General features: G+C 68.5%; 10 protein-coding genes and 3 pseudogenes. 11 read left to right on the top strand and 2 right to left on the bottom strand.

Annotation, left to right across the window (positions count from 1 at the left end):
* The first annotated feature begins 970 nt into the window (after positions 1–970).
* The 10 genes and pseudogenes from OH809_RS01920 (at position 971) to OH809_RS01875 (ending at position 12,708) form a co-directional block, all read left to right on the top strand.
* Positions 971–1,126: a DUF6131 family protein gene (locus OH809_RS01920; RefSeq protein ID WP_406424603.1), complete on the top strand. Its 156-nt coding sequence runs from the start codon at positions 971–973 to the stop codon at positions 1,124–1,126.
* 309 nt (positions 1,127–1,435) lie between these two features.
* Positions 1,436–2,139, top strand: a pseudogene (locus OH809_RS01915) (PP2C family protein-serine/threonine phosphatase); the annotation flags it as partial.
* 393 nt (positions 2,140–2,532) lie between these two features.
* Positions 2,533–2,783: pseudogene (locus OH809_RS01910) on the top strand (Tn3 family transposase); the annotation flags it as partial.
* Between the two features lie 83 nt (positions 2,784–2,866).
* Complete coding sequence (locus OH809_RS01905) at positions 2,867–3,994, top strand: tyrosine-type recombinase/integrase (protein ID WP_406424605.1); 1,128 nt, start codon at positions 2,867–2,869, stop codon at positions 3,992–3,994.
* 172 nt (positions 3,995–4,166) lie between these two features.
* Positions 4,167–4,835: a hypothetical protein gene (locus tag OH809_RS01900; RefSeq protein ID WP_406514822.1), complete on the top strand. Its 669-nt coding sequence runs from the start codon at positions 4,167–4,169 to the stop codon at positions 4,833–4,835.
* 76 nt (positions 4,836–4,911) lie between these two features.
* The gene (locus tag OH809_RS01895) at positions 4,912–5,598 is read left to right on the top strand and encodes a hypothetical protein (RefSeq protein WP_406415694.1); all 687 of its coding nucleotides are present in this window, start codon (positions 4,912–4,914) and stop codon (positions 5,596–5,598) included.
* Between the two features lie 221 nt (positions 5,599–5,819).
* Positions 5,820–6,617 carry a hypothetical protein gene (locus OH809_RS01890; RefSeq protein ID WP_406415692.1) on the top strand — a complete coding sequence of 266 codons (798 nt, stop codon included), beginning with the start codon at positions 5,820–5,822 and terminating at the stop codon, positions 6,615–6,617.
* A gap of 3,258 nt (positions 6,618–9,875) precedes the next feature.
* Positions 9,876–10,100 carry a DUF6381 family protein gene (locus OH809_RS01885; RefSeq protein WP_406415690.1) on the top strand — a complete coding sequence of 75 codons (225 nt, stop codon included), beginning with the start codon at positions 9,876–9,878 and terminating at the stop codon, positions 10,098–10,100.
* Between the two features lie 352 nt (positions 10,101–10,452).
* Positions 10,453–10,998: pseudogene (locus OH809_RS01880) on the top strand (hypothetical protein); the annotation flags it as partial.
* 342 nt (positions 10,999–11,340) lie between these two features.
* Entirely contained in the window at positions 11,341–12,708 is a 1,368-nt protein-coding gene (locus OH809_RS01875) for an IS30 family transposase (protein WP_406416556.1), read from the top strand.
* On the opposite strand, the gene OH809_RS01870 is transcribed toward OH809_RS01875, so the two are convergent.
* On the bottom strand, positions 12,683–13,351 hold the full coding sequence (locus OH809_RS01870) for an IS3 family transposase (protein ID WP_406415688.1): 669 nt from the start codon (positions 13,349–13,351) through the stop codon (positions 12,683–12,685). The genes OH809_RS01875 and OH809_RS01870 overlap by 26 nt on opposite strands.
* Entirely contained in the window at positions 13,348–13,665 is a 318-nt protein-coding gene (locus tag OH809_RS01865) for a transposase (protein ID WP_406415687.1), read from the bottom strand. Before OH809_RS01865 ends, OH809_RS01870 begins: the two co-directional genes overlap by 4 nt.
* A 560-nt stretch (positions 13,666–14,225) precedes the next feature.
* Between OH809_RS01865 and OH809_RS01860 the strand changes: the two genes are divergently transcribed.
* Positions 14,226–14,783 (top strand): hypothetical protein, encoded by a 558-nt coding sequence (locus OH809_RS01860; RefSeq protein WP_406415685.1) that lies wholly within the window; start codon positions 14,226–14,228, stop codon positions 14,781–14,783.
* Positions 14,784–16,082: the final 1,299 nt, after the last annotated feature.

Genomic DNA, 16,082 nt, shown 5'->3' with positions numbered 1-16,082 from the left:
GTGATCGCTCAGGCGCTCGGCTACTATCGGGTCGCCGCCCCCCCGTCTCGGCACTGCATCTTGAGCCGATCCGCCCCTGGCGACCACTCACGGTGACGAGGACGCCGCTCAACGTGAGACCATGAAACGCGCGGGACGCGTGTGCATCGCAAGGCGGAGGAAGGGCTTCCTCATACCCGGCGTATTCGGACGTTCCGACAACGCGGCGAGGTGCGTACCTGTCGTCGTGCGCCCGCCGGGGATTACGGGACATTAGTCCGGGGGCCACCGGTGCGCTGGGCTGCCTTGCCACTCCACCCACCGAGGATCGTCAAGCACTTCTTCCGGGTCGGACAGGCCGGCGCCCTCAAGGAACGCGACCAGATCGCGGTCGGAGTGGGCCAGCCCGAGGACCTCGTCCCTACCGGTTCGATGCACACTTACTATCCGCCCGCCCGTGGGGGACGGCGTATGCACGGTGATCAACGCCGCGGTCATGCAACCAGAATGCAGCTGTTCTCCCCGCGCCGCAGGTCGACATGGTCGAAGTGCCGCGTGCGCTCCTTGATCAAGTCGATCAAGAGACGCTGCAGGCGGTGCTGATCGGGGCTTCTCGGTTGAGCGTCCACCCGCGCCCACCGTGCGCGTGCGGTCTGCTCCACCGCATCCTCGGCGAAAGGACCTGTCGGCCTGCTGAGCGGGCTGCCTTGCGCGTTGCAGGCGGGACGGCAAATGGCGCCGGCAGAAGGGGTCGACGCCCACGAGGCGAGGCGGCGCATGGGTGTACGGGTTGCCGGGGCCCACCCGCAGGACGACTCCTTGCTCCCAGCTTCGTGAACCTGCCGCCAGGCGCTAGCACAGGCATCCTGAGATTGCGTACATCATCGGGACGGTGCACCCGGTCAGTGGTGGGTGTTTCCCGGGACTGCGAGCCAATGCGGAGGAGCACGGCCATGAGCGATAATTCGCCTTGCGGAGACTGGACAGCGCCATGATCGTCCTCGGTGTCATTCTGCTTGTGATCGGGCTGGTGACCGGAATTTCGATTCTATGGACCATCGGAGTTGTCCTCGCCGTTATAGGCGTCACCCTATGGATTCTCGGCGGCGTCGGTCACGCTGTGGGCGGGAGGCGCCACTACTGGTGAGCGTTGTTCCGACGACCGGAAGGCGTGAAGCGTTTGCTCCCGGACGAGACATCGAGCGTCGCTGTCAAGGCCAGACACTCGATCTTCTCCGAGGCGTCCCTTGATTGCCTGCGCACCCAGTTGAGCTTCGATCATGTGGTTTTCCATCAATTCCATAACTATTCAGAAGGGCTGTCGGTTCGTCATACCTGGCAGGTCTGCCCGTAAGGATGGGACAGTACGAACGCAGTCACGTCCTCCACCCGGTGGATGATCCACGCCACCTGTCCGTCCGGCCCGAGCACAGGGGTGTTGATCGGGGACCACCACCGCCAGGTCGCCGTCACCTTGCAGGAGGCCATGCTTCACTCGCCCGACCTGGCCGGGCATCAGGATGTCGCGGTGCGCTACCTGCCCGCTGCCGGATCTCTGAACGTATGCGGTGACTGGTACGACCTGGTCGACCTGCCCGACGACGGCTTCGCCGTCGCGGTCGGTGACGTTGTCGGCCACGGCCTGGAGGCCGCCGCCGTCATGGGCATGCTTCGGAGCGCACTGTCCGCCGCCGTCCGAGCCCTCCACGAGCCCGCCAAGGCGCTGGAGGTTCTGGGCCTGTACGCACGCTCGGTCGAAGGTGCGCTGACCACCACCGCGGCCCAAGTCGTCGTCGCCCCCCACAGCCGCCGCATTGCCTACAGCAGCGCCGGCCACCTCCCGCCGGTCCTGGTGCACCACGACGGCACCATCGATCTGCTCGACCAAGCCACCGACCCGCCACTGGCAGCCCGTCCCAAACACGTCCCGCCCCCCAAGCCGAGCTGCGCTACACCCCCGGCGAGACCCTCGTGCTCTACACCGACGGCCTCGTCGAACGCCGCGGCGAGGACATCGACGCCGGCCTGCACCGACTTGCCGACGCACTCGCCCGCTTTGCGCGCCTCAGCCCCGAACGTCTCGCTGACGCCCTGCTCGCCCGCCTCGGCGTCAGCGCCGGCGCCCGCGACGACATCGCCCTGATCGTCGTCCGTCTGTAGGCCCCTCGGCGCGGGCAAAGGGCGTCCGGGAAGCCCGTCGGTAGTGGTCCAAGCTTTCGCTGTTGGCGAACCGGCGTATGCATGGTGGCAGCCTGGGAGATCAAGCACACCCGGGCCAAAAAGGGGCTTCGTGCTCCCGGGATGTGGGTCTTGGACCAGCTCGGTCCCGATGGCAGGGATCCCGACTGGAGCCCCGAGACGTTGGCGTCCGACACCCTCGACGCACTGGCTCTCACCGCCTCACAAGCCAGTGCTTTCGCGGAGTGCTGGCATGATCTGGTCATTGAGCAGATCCGAGAGCTGCGCCGGAATAAGAACCTGACGGCCCGTCTGGGAAGGTTCGTCAGCCATTTTCAGTCCGGCCCCACGCGAGATCAACTTCTGATCTGGCGCGGCTTGGTCGCTTCGGTGGACGGGATGCGGTTCGTTGTGCCGGTCCTCTCGGTGTAGGCGCGGTCGAACCCGAGGTATTTCGGGCGACGAGGCGGCGCGGCATGGCTCAACATGATCAACGCCCGGCGGCCGGGCTCGGTGGACGAGTGGTGGCCGGCACCCCGTGTGACTCGCTGTACGTGCTGGACGTCCTCTACGACCGCGACGGCGGCAAGCGCCCTGAGATGATCGTCACCGACACCGCGAGCTATGTTGTGACCTGGACACCTCATACCCCGTTAGCCCGAAGGAGCGGCCGGACAGGCCGTCAGACGGGGCTGTTCCGGAGGTTCCTGTGCGTGTCCTGCACCAGCGTGGAGACGATGGGTCGTACCTGGTCGAGCTGCTCGGCGACACGGGTGAGCCGATCGAGGTCGCCTCGGGGTTCCTGCGGTTCCTGGCCGCGCGGGACTGCTCACCGAACATGCTCGTGTTGTACGCCTATGATCTGCGGCACCTGTGGCGGTTCTTCGGCGAGCGCGGCCTGACCTGGGACCGGTTCGCCCCGCCACACGCGATCCCGTTGCTGGAGTACCTACGCTCGGTGCCATCACGCCGCCCACGGCACCGCATGGTGCTCACCGTTGCGACGGTCACCCCGGACGGGCCGGCCACCAAGCTCGCGGCGACCACCGTGAACCGGATCCTGGCTGCAGTGTCTTCCTTCTGCGAGTACGCCATCCTCGCCGGGCTGCTGGACCGGGCCAACCCGATCGAGAAGCGGCCGGACCCCGCACTGCAGCGGGTCTTCGAGCGGCACCAGCCGTTCATGGGGCGGGCCAGTCTCCAGCGCCCCGTGCGCCGCGCGGTCCGGGTCGAGACCGTCCAGCGGCTGCTTCGGCCGTTGGACGACGTTCAGGTCGAGGCACTGATCGGCGAGCTGGGGTCGGTACGCGACCGGGCACTGGTCCTGCTGATGCTCCAAGGCGGGCTGCGGCCCGGGGAGGTCCTCGGCCTCCACCTGGAGGACATCGCCTACGGCCGGAGGCGGGTGGTGATCCGCCACCGCGACGACCACCCGAAGGGCGTGCGGTCCAAGTCGAGGTACGAGCGCGTGATGGACTTGCACGAGCCCGAGGCCCTGGCCGCGGTCAGCGCCTACGTGATGGGCGGCCGGCCCACGGACGCGGAGACGCCGCTGGTGTTCCTGATCGGAGGCCGCGGGGCCCGCCGGCTGGAGCCGCTCGGCTACGACGGACTGGTGCGGTTGTTCGCCCGCGCCTCCACTCGGGCCGGGATCCGCGAGCCGTGGGTGACCCCGCATGCCCTGCGTCATACTCACGCCACACGCATGTGGGAGGGCGGGATGCGGGAGTTGACGCTGCAGAAGCGACTGGGTCACGCCTCTCCGGAATCGACTCGTATTTACACGCGGGTCTCCGATCCGGCCGTGGTGGCCGAGTGCAACCGCGCCCTCGGCTGATACAGCAACTCGGCTGCCGGGGAGGGGAAGTGAGGGCCGAGACCGTCTCCGCGGCGGCGATTGTGGCCAGCCAGGGATCATTCCGCATCAGCATCGCAGCCGGTGGCACTGCCCGGAGGAGGAATGGCGCGCCCACGTCCAGGGCCAGGACGGCAACCGGCAGTACCAGCTGATGAAGCTGCGATTCCTCCGACAGTTTGTCGAGCGCTGGCCCAGGCTGTCCGGCTGGTTCGGCGCCCCGCTGGTCGAACGGGTCGGCCGGTTGCACGGCGAGCCGTACCGCTGTCCGTCCCACCCGGCGTGCTTCCGAGCCCGCACCTACCTGGTCTACCTCGTACTGCGCGGCTACACGACGTTCGACTGCCCGTGGCTGTTCGCCCCTGGGCAGCTCGCCATCATCGAGCCGGCCGCAGCACTCGGCATCGACCTGGGCGCCAAGCAGCTTGTCGACGACGCCATCGACCTGGGCTTCAGCCCGAACTCGGCCCGTCAGGCGATGCACTGGTCGGTCAGCCGCATCGCCCTGCGCACCGGCGTGTTCGACGTGACTGTGATCACCGAGGACCGTTTCGCCGATGCACTGCAGGTGATCTGGTTCTTTGCCGGCCACTCGGGCCTGGAGCGGTTCTACCGCTGTCGCCCGCGCTACCTGGAGGGCGCCGCCAAGAGCTGGATCACCCACCTCCACCGACTGCAGGTCGTGCTCTACTACCGCGGCCAGGTCGCGGCGGGGCCCCGCAAGCTGATGCTGTCTTGGAAGCCACCGCTGCTACTGCCCCCGCAGGTGCAGGCCGTCGCGGAAAAGTGGCTCGTTGTCCGGCGGCTGATCGACGACCGTTGACAAGCTGGAGCTTGCGGTCCGCCGCTTCGGGGATTGGCTTGGCGAACACCATCGCGAGATCGGCTCGTTCGCGGACGTGACCCGCGACCACGGTCTGGGCTGGCTTCAGCGCATCGCCGAGACGCCGACAGGGCAGACCGGCAAGCCCCTGGGTGTCGTATCCCGGATCCAGCGGAGCTCGGGGCTGGGTCAGTTTTTCCGGGGCACCGCCGCCTGGCAGTGGGACGGCGTCCCCGGCTACAGCCTCATCGGCCCCGGCGGCTCGCCGAAGTCACCGGTCAAGGTCCCCCGGTTCATCCCCGACGGCGAACTGGACTGGCTGATGCCGGTGGTCGGGCAGATCGCCTGCCCCTTCCAGTGCGCCGTCCTGCTGGTCGCCCGCTGGTCCGGCGCCCGCCGGGACGAGGTCCGCCGCCTGCCCGCCGACTGCCTGGACCGCTACCCCGACGGCACCGCCCGCCTGCGGCTTTCTGCCGGCAAGACCTTGTCGGGTACCGTTCGGCGAGGCCCGCAATACCTTCCCGAAGTACGCGTCAGCGTCGGTCGGCTTCATCTCCCACAGTGGCCGGCCGTACCAGGACCGCATCTGTTCCGGGTGCCCGACGTCCCCGCGGATCGTGCCGTCCGCCAGCCCAGGCTCGTCCAACGTGAGAATCGGTGGGGGTGGTGGGTGGTGGTTGTTCGGGGTGGTGGTGGGGGTGTGGTTTGTGGGTGTGGTGGGTTGGGGTGGGGTGCTGCTGGGTGGGTGAGGGGGTGGGGGTAAGTCGCTCGGAAGGGCTAATCGTGTGCCAGGGGGGCTTGCTGTCTTATTGTTTGACGGTGTGTCAGGTGGTGGTGGGGTGGGTGGGGGGTGGTGTGTGTACACCCGGTTGGCTCTGTGGTGTCACGCCGTGAGCCCGCCCGATATGACAGGTAATGGGGCGATAAGTACGTTCGTTTCAGGTCGGCTGCCCGGCCGGCGTCTCTGAGACAGGAAGAAGTGACATGACCACGCGTACCGTCGCTGTGACCGCTGCCGTAGTAGGCGCAGCGGTTCTGGCTACTACTGGCATTACGTATGCCTCGGCTGCCGGGTCGGCTCCGGCTGCTCCGTCCGTTCAGCAGGCTGCTCCGGCTGTTGCTCCGCTTAGTGGTGACGGCGGGAATGGCAACGGAAACGGAAACGGGAACGGGAACGGGAACGGGAACGGGAACGGGAACGGGAACGGAAACGGGAACGGAAGCGGGAAGGGGAACGGCAACGGGAACGGGAACGGAAGCGGGAACGGTAACGGGTTCGGGAACGGGAACGGGAACGGGTTCGGGAACGGGAACGGGTTCGGGAACGGGAACGGGAACGGGTTCGGGAACGGGAACGGCGGTGGCGGCAAGGGGAACGAGGGAGGCGGTTACGGCGGTGGCGAGCGTGGCGGCAATGAGCGTGGCGGCAACGAGCGCCGTGGTCACCGGGAGGGCCGGATCTTCATCAACGAGCGGTCGTACTCCGCCCGTGGGGAGGAGGGCTGCATCACGGTGGTGAGCGGTCTGGGTGCCAAGAGCTTCAACGTCCGTAACGACAGCCGCCGCACCGTTGAGTTCTTCCGTGGGGCGACCTGCGACAACGGTTCCCCGGTCGCGACGGTCGGTCCCTGGAGCACCAGCAACGGTGTCTTCACCCGCAAGCACATCCGCGGCGGTGTGTTCGTCCGCAACGGCGTCGTGGGCAGCTTCCGGGTGGTCCGGGACCACTTCGACAGGTTCGACAGGGACGACAGGGGCGGCGGGGACGACAGGGAGTGGTAAGGGACCACTGTGACAAGTGGTGACAGAGCCGCTTGCGTCATAGGGAAGCCCCGGCCCGTCGGAATCGGGCCGGGGCTTCCGGCATGCGGGGCACCTGTGAGCGGGTGCCTGTTCGGGGCGGTGGTGCGTGTGCGTGGCGGGTGTCCGGTGCCCTGTGGATCGGCTTCGCCATATTAGGTGTTCGCTGCTGTCGCGTGTGCCGTGGTGGGCGGGCTCGGACGGCTGAAGCCCTGTGATCCGGGCTTCCGGGGGATTGCTGGTGGGGTGTCCGGCTGCCTGGCCGGCTTGTTCGGGTGCGGCTGGGTCCGGCCGCGAGAACGCACGGTCTTCAGGGCCGTGCATCGTCCGCCGCGACTGCGTGTGCGTGCGCGGTTGCTTCACCCGGTCGTGGCCGGCGGTGGCCGGACGGTTGTCACCCCCGCCGCCACCGGCCCTTTTCCTGTTGTGGCCTGCCTGGCTGCCGGCCCTTTTCTGTTGTGGCCTGCCTGGCTGCCGGCCCTTTCCTGTTGTGGCCTGCCTGGTTGTCTGTCCTGTCCCGCGGTGGGGTGTTTTGCCGTGTGGTGGTCTGCCGTGTGGGGTGTGCTTGCTGTGGCCTCGGGTTCTGTGCGGTCTGCCCGGCCGGTTGGCCGGTGGTGCCGGTTTTGTGGGCAGGCTGCTTACCGGGTGCCTCCGGGCAGCTGTGGGGTGCCGGTATTGTGTGTTGTTTTCTTCTGGTGCTCTGCTTGCAAGCCCGGTGTCAGCGATCGCGTCGGGACGATGGCGGGCACTGGTCATATCCGTTGCAGCCGTGGCCTGTTGTGGGCGCCCGGTTTCCTGGTGCGTTGCGAGCACCGGTTTCCTGGACGGTCGGGGGTGCCGGTCTTCCAGCGCTGTTGTGGGCGGGGGTCTCCTGGCCCGTTGCGAGTGCCGGCTCCCTTTCTGTTGCGTGCGTTGGGCTCCTGGCGTGTCATTGGGCGCGGGTTTTCTGGCCTGTTGTGGGCGCCTGGTCCCTGGCCTGTTGTGGGTGCCTGGTCCCTGGGTTGTTGTGGGTGTCGGGTTTTCTGGGTTGTTGCGGGGGGAGCAGGCCCGCTTGGACGCGTCCCGTTCTGCCGACGTGACGTGCGGTGGCGTGCCTGCTCGATCTGCCGACTACCCCTTGCGTACCGCACCTGAAACCCGGCACGGGACCGGGTGAAGGCCTGGCGGGGCTGTGTGGCTGGGGCCGGGGGTGTCCGGGTGCGGGTGCGGGTGTGGCTGGCGGACGGGTGGGGTGTTCGTGTGCGGCCTGCCCCGGGTGTCCGGGTGTGCGGGGTGTCCCGGGTGTCCGGGGTGTCCGGGGTGTCCGGGGTGTGCGGGGTGTGCGGGGTGTGCGGGTGTCGTGGGTGGCTGTGTGTGGGGGTGGGTGTGTCCGGGTGGTCGGCGGTTGGTTGGTGGCTGTTGGGGGTGTGGTTTCGGGGCGGGGGTGTTGGGGTCTGTGGTTTGGGTGTTGGGGTCTGTGGTTTGGGTGTTGGTGGTTCAGTGGGAAATGGGGGACGGTGCTGGTCCATGCGGGTTACTAAAACGACAATATGCGTGCCGGTGTCGGTTGGTGTGTGGCGGGGGTGTCACTGTTCACGCACTTCCCTGCGATCGTGAGAGTGTCATGAAACTGCTTCCCAGGATTTTCAGACAGTCGAAGGACCCGGCTGACGCAGTCGTTTTGCGGCGGCTTGAGGAAAGTATCGAGAGCGCCGGTTACTGGGCGAAGAGGATGCCGAGGGAAGCGGCCCGTGTGGTGCGTAAGGTTCGTTTGTATACCCTGGCCGCGGCGGTACTGAGTCTTGTCACGGGACTTCTGGCCTGGCCGGTTATCGGTGGATCGTCGCAGCTGACGGCGCAGGTGTTCGTCTCGGTGCTGTCGGGTCTTGCTGCGTTGGCGGTTGTCGTGCCGCATGCCACCGGTCTGAGTGATCGCGGTGATGAGTCCATCAGGCTGTGCAGCACCTATGGTGCGGTGTACCGCGAGCTTGTGGAGGTGCGGGGGCGGCTTGCTGCCGGATCCCTGGATGATCCCTCTCGTGTGGCTGACGTCATCGGTCAGTTCGAGCACATTCAAGAACGCAGGGATGCGTTGGCGCTTGTGGCCGGGGACGGGCATCTGGGGGGTGCGTGCGGTGTGGGGGCGGTCAGGGGCGGCGGGCGGTGGGGGCGCACTGGCCTGGGCGGACTGCGGGAGATCACGGGGCCGTTGCTGCCGTCGGCGAGGGTGCGCCCGCAGGCCGGCCGGACGGCGGGTGGCGATGACGAGGCCGTTCTTGCCGCGCTCGTCTGCGTGTTGAGGGGTGGGTGCGAGCCGCGGCGGGTGCCGCTGTACTCCAGGGTTTCGTCGTCCATGGTGTACCGCTTGTTCCGGGTCCGGTCCCGGGCCGGGGGCCGGGTGGCGTCTTCACCGGGGGGTGCTGGACGTATCCGCCGGCTGGGGCGTGCTGGTTCCTTGACGAGCCGTCCCCGGCTCGGTGCGGGTACGGGTCGCGGGGGCGGTGATTCTGCGGGTCTTGGCCCCTTGGATGGTGACGGGCCGGGTTCTGCGGTGCAGCTCCTGCGCGACGCTGCCGGTGTGCCCCTGATCCTTGGCGTTTCAACGGGCAGCACCCAAGACGCCAGGGCCTGAAACCGGCCGGCCCCTGCCGGGCTCTGTGCTGCACGTCGGCATCCTGGCGGCCTTGCGGCCCGCCCCGCGACAGGCAGTGGGCTTGAGGTGCCGTGCGACTTTGCTTGCGGTGTTGTTGTCGTCCACCGACGCTCCGCGTCGATTCTTTCCTGGGTCTTGCCGTCGAAGCCGCGTGATGCCGCTCGCTGATCCACTCCCCTCGTGGGGGAGGCCGCCCGGTGTGCGGCTGGTTGGCGACACGTCACACGGTCGCACGGGCATGTCCTGGTGGGGGTCTGTCAGCTCTGCGGCCGGGCCGGGCCACGGTGGGCGGGTGGTGCGGCCTGTCTGATGAACAGGGCGGATGCCGGGTGGCATGCGGCGGGGGAGGGGCGCCGCACGCTCCCGCCTGGGTGGCGGACCGTTTCACCGGGAGGCAGGAGGCGGCGCCGGCCCGATCGACGGGACCGCACGGCATGGCGAGCGGCACCGCGGCAGAGCGGGACGCGAGGGGCGCGTTCTCGACGTGACGTGCCCTCTTCAGGGCCGGCTGCCTGCGGTGATTGCGCACGGTGACCCTCCCGGGTGCGTAAGCGGCACAGCGCTGGTTGGCTGCGATGTGTCCCACCTTCCCGTCCCCAGGAGTGATGATGAGCATTGCAGGCGAGTCCGCCAGTCGTGCGCAGCAGATGCAGGACAAGGTCCGTGAGCTGAACGAGCGTGCCGAGCAGACGAGCGATCCCAAGGAACGCCGCAGGCTGCACGACGAGGCCCGGCGCATGCAGGAGCAGTCCATGAAGGAGGGCGGACGCGCGGCCGAGGACAGGCCCGTGCGCCGTGCCGGCAGCCGGAAGGACGAGTTCCCGCCCCGGTGACGCACCATTTGCGTCCAGCGGTACCGATGGCCTCCCCCCGCACTGCGGGGGGAGGCCGTCCGCGCTTTGTGGCGGTCTCGGAAAGCTGGCAGGAACTGCGAAACCGGTGCCGCCGGTGCCGTGATGACAGCTGTCGGCGTTCGCGTGAAAGTGGCTCTGGCAAGATTTTTTGTAGCCGGAGATCATCCCGGTGCGGCGGTCGGCCTGTTTGCGGGGTGGGCAGCCTTTGGGTGTGGGCTGTTGAACTGTCAAACCTGTTACCGCACTTGGCCGGGATGCTGGTGTTCTCGGTCGATACTTCCGGTCCTCTCGTGGTGATCGGGGCGACTACGCGCTCTAGTTGTCCAGCGGGATGCAGCGGGTGCGGCGTCCTGAGCGACTGGATCCACAGCCGCTGTGTCCGGCACCTCGATGCAGCGATCGGCGGCCGGCCGGTCCGGATCGACTTGAGTGTGCGCCGTCTGACTTGCGAGAACGCGGCTCGGCGAAGGTGACCTTCGCCGGGCAGGTGCCGGGGCTGACCGTGCGCTACCAGCGGCGAACGCCACTGCTTCAGCACCAGGTCGAGGCGGTCGGCGTGGTGCTGGCCGGCCGGGGCGGGGCCCGGATGCTGCGCGTCATGAACGGCAGACTCTCCCGGTCCACCGTGCTCACTGAGCTGATGCGGATGCCGCTGCCGCCGCTGGTCACGCCCACAGTGCTGGGGGTGGGCGACTTTGCGTTCTACGGCGACACCTCCAACACCCTCCTGGTCGACGCCACGACCCGTCTTCCGCTGACGCTCTGGGAGGGCAGGGACGCCGAACAGCTCAGCCGATGGCTCCGCACGCATCGCGGCGTCGAGATCGCTTGCCGCGACGGCTCCCTCCCCTACCGGCAAGGCATAGCCGGCGCTGCCCCCGACGCCATCGAGGTCAGCGACCGCTTCCACCTGTGGCAGGGCCTGTCCCGGCGCGTCCAGGACAGGCCAGTGACGGTGACGTCGTCGCGCGTTGTAGTACGTGAGCCATCGGAAGATCTCCAGCCGGGCCTGAGCCGTCGTGGAGATACGTCTTCTTGTGCACAGCTTCTCGTTTCAGCCCCTGCCACAGGCTCCCAGCCAAGGCGTTGTTGTAACTGGAGCCGACCCGGCCCATGCTCCGCCGGATCCTGTGCTTGCCGCAGACCTGCGCGAACGCCGCCGAGGTGTACTGGGTGGATTCAACCGGTCGTCGCAACACCTCGATCATGGAGGTGTCCGATGGGGCGACCGGCAGGGTGGACGACGGCGGTGACGGGGCGCCCGGCGATGCGGTCTCCGGGCAGGCCGCCGGTCCGCCGGGATGTGGAGCGTGCCTTCTGGAAGAAGATCGCTGATGGGCTGACCAGCGAGGACGCGGCGATCGCGTGCGGTGTGTCGGGGCCGGTCGGCTCACGATGGTTCCGGGAACGTGGCGGTATGCCGTCGATCGAGCTGGGCCCGGTGTCGGGCAGGTATCTCTCCTTTGCAGAGCGCGAGGAGATCGCTGTGCTGAAGGCTCAGAACACCGGGGTCCGGGAGATCGCCCGTCGGCTGGGCAGGCACCCGTCCACTGTTTCGCGGGAACTGCGGCGCAATGCGGCCACCCGCAGCGGACAACTCGCCTACCGGGCGTCGATCGCGCAGTGGAAGGCCGAGCTGGCCGCGCGGCGGCCGAAGCCGTCCAAACTTGCCTGCAGCGAGCGGCTGCACGAGTACGTCCAGGACCGCCTGGCCGGAGAGATCCGCCGCCCGGACGGCATGCCGGCGCCGGGACCTGCGGCACCGCCGTGGAAGGGACGGAACAAGCCGAGGCGCCAGGACCGCCGTTGGGGCAACTCGTGGAGTCCGCAGCAGATCTCCCACCGGCTGAAGGTCGACTTCCCTGATGATGATTCCATGCGCATCTCTCACGAGGCGATCTACCAGGCCCTCTATATCCAGGGCCGGGGAGCACTCAAGCGCGAGCTGGTCGCCTGCCTGCGCACCGGCCGTGCGCTGCGGGTGCCCCGGGCTCGCACCGCCGGCCGGGGGAAGAAGTTCGTCACCGAGGACGTGCTGATCAGTCAGCGGCCGGCCGAGGCGGAGGACCGGGCGGTCCCCGGCCACTGGGAGGGCGACCTCATCATCGGCCTCAACAGCTCCGCGATCGGCACCCTGGTCGAACGCACCAGCAGGTTCACGATGCTGCTGCACCTACCGCCCATGCCCGGCCACGACGGCACACGGGCCAAGAACGGCCCCGCACTGGCCGGCCACGGAGCCGCAGCCGTACGTGACGCCCTGACGGAAGCGATCACCCGCCTACCCGCCCAACTACGCAAGTCCCTTACCTGGGACCAGGGTTCGGAAATGGCGCAGCACGCCGAACTCCGCATCGACACCGGCCTGGAGATCTACTTCGCCGACCCGCACAGCCCCTGGCAGCGCGGCACGAATGAGAACACCAACGGGCTGCTACGGCAGTACTTCCCGAAGGGCACCGACCTCAGCAGACACACCCGCGAGGATCTCGCTGCCGTCGCAGCTGCCCTCAACGGCCGCCCCCGCAAAACCCTGGGCTGGAGGACACCCTCCGAGACTCTCAACAGTCATCTACTATCAACATAAAACGGAAGTGTTGCGACGACTCCTTGAACCCGGGCTGCGGCCCGCGGTCGCAGTGGAACACGGCACCGGCCACCTTCCCGCCGCGGGCTGCCACCGCCATGTCCAGCGCGTCGATAACCAACTCGGCCCGCATCTGCGGTGCCATCGACCGGCCGAGCACCCGGCGGGAGCAGATGTCGATCACGCAGGCGAGGAACAGCCACTGGCTGCCGAACCAGATGTAGGTGATGTCACCGCACCACCGCTGATCGAGCCCGGAGGCAGTGAAGTCCCGCTGCAGCAGATCCGGCAGTGGCGGCGCCACCGGGTCGGGGACGGCCGTTAGTCTCCTGCTGCGCAGATGGCGCCCGACGATGCGGTGCACGCGCATCAACCGCGCCACCCGCTTGCGGTTCACGTGGTGCCCGGACCCTTGCAGTTCGGCGTGGGCGCGCAGGGCCCCGCAGGTCTCGCCGGACTCGGCGTGGATCTGGCGGATCTCGGCCGCCGGAGCGTCGTTGGCGGCCTGCCGCTCGGCACGGGCGTCCGCCCCGGCAAGCCACCGGTAGCAGCCCGAGCGGGAAACCCGCAACACTCGGCACAGCTGCTGGACGCCGAACTCGCCGGCGTGCGCGCAGATGAAGTCCCAGCGCCGGGACGTCACTTCATCTCCTGGGCAAAATACTGGGCCGCCCGGCGCAGGATCTCCCGCTCCAGTTGCCATTCCTTCTCCGCCTTCAGCAGGCGCGCATTCTGCGCCGGCAGCCGGGCCGGCTCCGCGCCCTGCGCGTCGGTCTGCCCCGAACCGCCCGCTGCGGCCTGGCCACCGCCCTCGGCCGCGCGCAGCCACAACCGCAAGGTCTCCCGGGTGATACCCAGGTCAGCGGCGACGTCCTTCATCGTCCGCTGCCCCGCCGAAGCCCTCCACAACGCCACCGCGTCCGCCCGGAACTTTGGGGTGTATATCCGCCCTGCCATGTGAACCATCTTCCCGGACCATCAAGATCCGCCATCAGAGTGTCCACATCGCAGGGGCACCTCACCTACCTGATGACCTGCGCGAACGTACAGCGCCGCTGTGCCGGCCCGTCAGCCCCGGCGGCACCGGTATCCGAGGAAGGGCCGTCCGGGCCGGGGAAACAGTTTCGATGACGGTTGTTCAGTAAAGGCCTCTTCTGCACCCCCTTCGATGACGGTCATTCAGCACGCAAGGGGCGTCGATGGAAGTCATGCGGGGCGACGGGGATGATTGCGTTTGCCGGCGTGCCGGAATCAGGCGGCCTGCTGCCGACAGGGTGACCGGGCGTCAGCGAGTCGCCCGGAAAGCCTAATGATGTGCCAGGCATGCGTACCATTCCCCAGTTTTGACGGTTCATCAGTTAATAGGTTGGTGTGCGAGAAGTGCCGTGCGTACACCCGGTCGGCCCTGTGGGATCGCACCTCCGGTATTTCCGATATGACAGCTCATGGGGTCGTCAGTACGTTCGTCTCAGGTCGGCTGCCCAGCCGCCGGCGTCTCTGAGACAGGAAGAAGTGACATGACCACGCGTACCGCCGCCGTGGCCGCCGCCGCAGCAGGCGCAGCGGTCCTCGCCACCACCGGCATCACCTACGCCTCGCCGGCCGGGTCCGCCCAGGCCGCCCCGTTCGTCCAGCAGGCCGCTCCCGCGATGGCTCCCGCCGGTGGTGGCAGCGGCGGCAGCGGCGAGGGGGACCAGGGCCGCGACCGCGACCGTGACCGTGACCGTGACCGTGGCTACGACGACGACGACGACTACGACGACGGCTACGGCTACGGCTACGGGGAAGAGGGGCGGATCCACTTCAACGAGCGGACGTACTCCGCTCACACGGACGGCTGCATCACCGTGGTCAGCGGCCTGGGCTCGCGGAGCTTCAACGTCCGTAACGACAGCCGCAAGACCGTCGAGGTCTTCAGTGGGGTGACCTGCGACAACGGTTCCCCGGTTGCGACGGTCGGTCCCTACAGCACCAGCAACGGTGTCTTCACCCGCTTCGTCCGCGGGGGCGTCTTCGTCCGCAATGGCGTCGTGGGCAGCTTCCGGGTCGTCGACAACTACCGTGACAGGTGGTGACAGAGCCATCTGCATCCCAAGGAAACCCCGGCCCGTCGGAATCGGGCCGGGGTTTCCGGCATGGGGGACACATCGCGGCGGGTGCCCGGTCCCGGGCGGCCGCACCACGTGTGCGGCCCACGCCCGGTGCCCCATAACACCTGCTACGCCATACTAAGTGTTTACCGAGGCCCCCGCGTGTCGCGCCAGGCGGACTCGGCGGGCCGCGGTCCTGCGAACCCGGTCGAAGGTGCCCGGTCGCCGGGCCGGCTCGGTTGGGGCCGTCCGCAAAAACACGCTCGCGGCCAAGATCGCGCAGACCCTCCCGTACCAGGGGCAGGGCGGCGGATGCGGCACACGGATCGCCTGACCGGCAGGGGCCGGGACCTGTGGCCCCCCTTGCTGTGGCGCTTTGGCAGTGGGGCGAAACCTGCGTCGCCGGTCGCGGGGGGCCCGGTCCGGGGACATCCGGCACAGCCGGTGCGGTGCCCCGGTTGACCTCGTGCCGACTGTTTTGGTGAGCATGCTGTGCTCGCCCAGGGTCTTTCGTCTGGACCGGGCCGGATCGCGGAGCGGCTGGTGTGGCCGTGGTGCGTGCAGCCGCAAGGCGCAGGAAGCAGCCCACACGAAGGGGGGTCCCCCTATGCCTTGAGGGCCATGGGGGAGTCGGCGGCTGGAGGCCAGGCCGCAGATGTGCGTACCGGGCCCCGTGAGCCCAGCATGATCCGAACGAGAGGCCGTAGGTCCTGGGACGTTGCCCGGTGTCGTCCCGCTCAGCCGTTTTTCCGGTGTCTGCGGCGCGTACGCAGGAAAGCGCGGCAGGATGTACAGCAGTTGCGGGTCCGGCGCGGCCCCGGCGAGCCGTGGGCCGGCCACCGCCGCGAACGGGAGCAGGAAGCCGGTCACCAGCATTCGCGCCACCGCGGCCCGGGTGCGTACCGCGGGCAGGGTTCGGCCGTCACGGGAATCCAGCCGGCGGGGAGATCCTGGACTTCGATGGCGGCGTGCTGGTGTCCGGTGCCGGCCATGCGGGAGAGGCCGGCCATCGCCACCGCTGCGAACAGCGTGTACGTGGCGGTGACGGGATCGTGCAGGCCGTACAGACCGGTGTGGAAGGCGGCTACGGCTGAGAGCGTGACCCGGACGGCCCGTCGGCCCGCGCGGAGGGGGGTGCCCGTGCCGTGCCGCAGTGCGGTGACGGCCCGGCGCAGTGCCGGGGTGCCGCGTGCCCGGGCCGGTGGCGCTGCCGGCGTCCTCCCAAGGGCCCATGGCCGGCACCCCTGCCCGCTTGCCCGGTTCCAGGATCACATCCGCCCCGAA

The sequence above is a fragment of the Streptomyces sp. NBC_00873 genome (assembly GCF_045207415.1).
Taxonomy (GTDB): Bacteria; Actinomycetota; Actinomycetes; order Streptomycetales; family Streptomycetaceae; genus Streptomyces.
This window is presented reverse-complemented; position numbering and strand designations above follow the sequence as displayed.

What these genes read in the sequence shown, in the direction of transcription:
- OH809_RS01920 (WP_406424603.1), top strand. Translation starts at nt 971, where the DNA reads ATGATCGTCCTCGGTGTCATTCTGCTTGTGATCGGGCTGGTGACCGGA.
- OH809_RS01900 (WP_406514822.1), top strand. Translation starts at nt 4,167, where the DNA reads ATGAAGCTGCGATTCCTCCGACAGTTTGTCGAGCGCTGGCCCAGGCTG.
- OH809_RS01890 (WP_406415692.1), top strand. Translation starts at nt 5,820, where the DNA reads ATGACCACGCGTACCGTCGCTGTGACCGCTGCCGTAGTAGGCGCAGCG.
- OH809_RS01885 (WP_406415690.1), top strand. Translation starts at nt 9,876, where the DNA reads ATGAGCATTGCAGGCGAGTCCGCCAGTCGTGCGCAGCAGATGCAGGAC.
- OH809_RS01875 (WP_406416556.1), top strand. Translation starts at nt 11,341, where the DNA reads ATGGGGCGACCGGCAGGGTGGACGACGGCGGTGACGGGGCGCCCGGCG.
- OH809_RS01865 (WP_406415687.1), bottom strand. Translation starts at nt 13,665, where the DNA reads ATGGCAGGGCGGATATACACCCCAAAGTTCCGGGCGGACGCGGTGGCG.
- OH809_RS01860 (WP_406415685.1), top strand. Translation starts at nt 14,226, where the DNA reads ATGACCACGCGTACCGCCGCCGTGGCCGCCGCCGCAGCAGGCGCAGCG.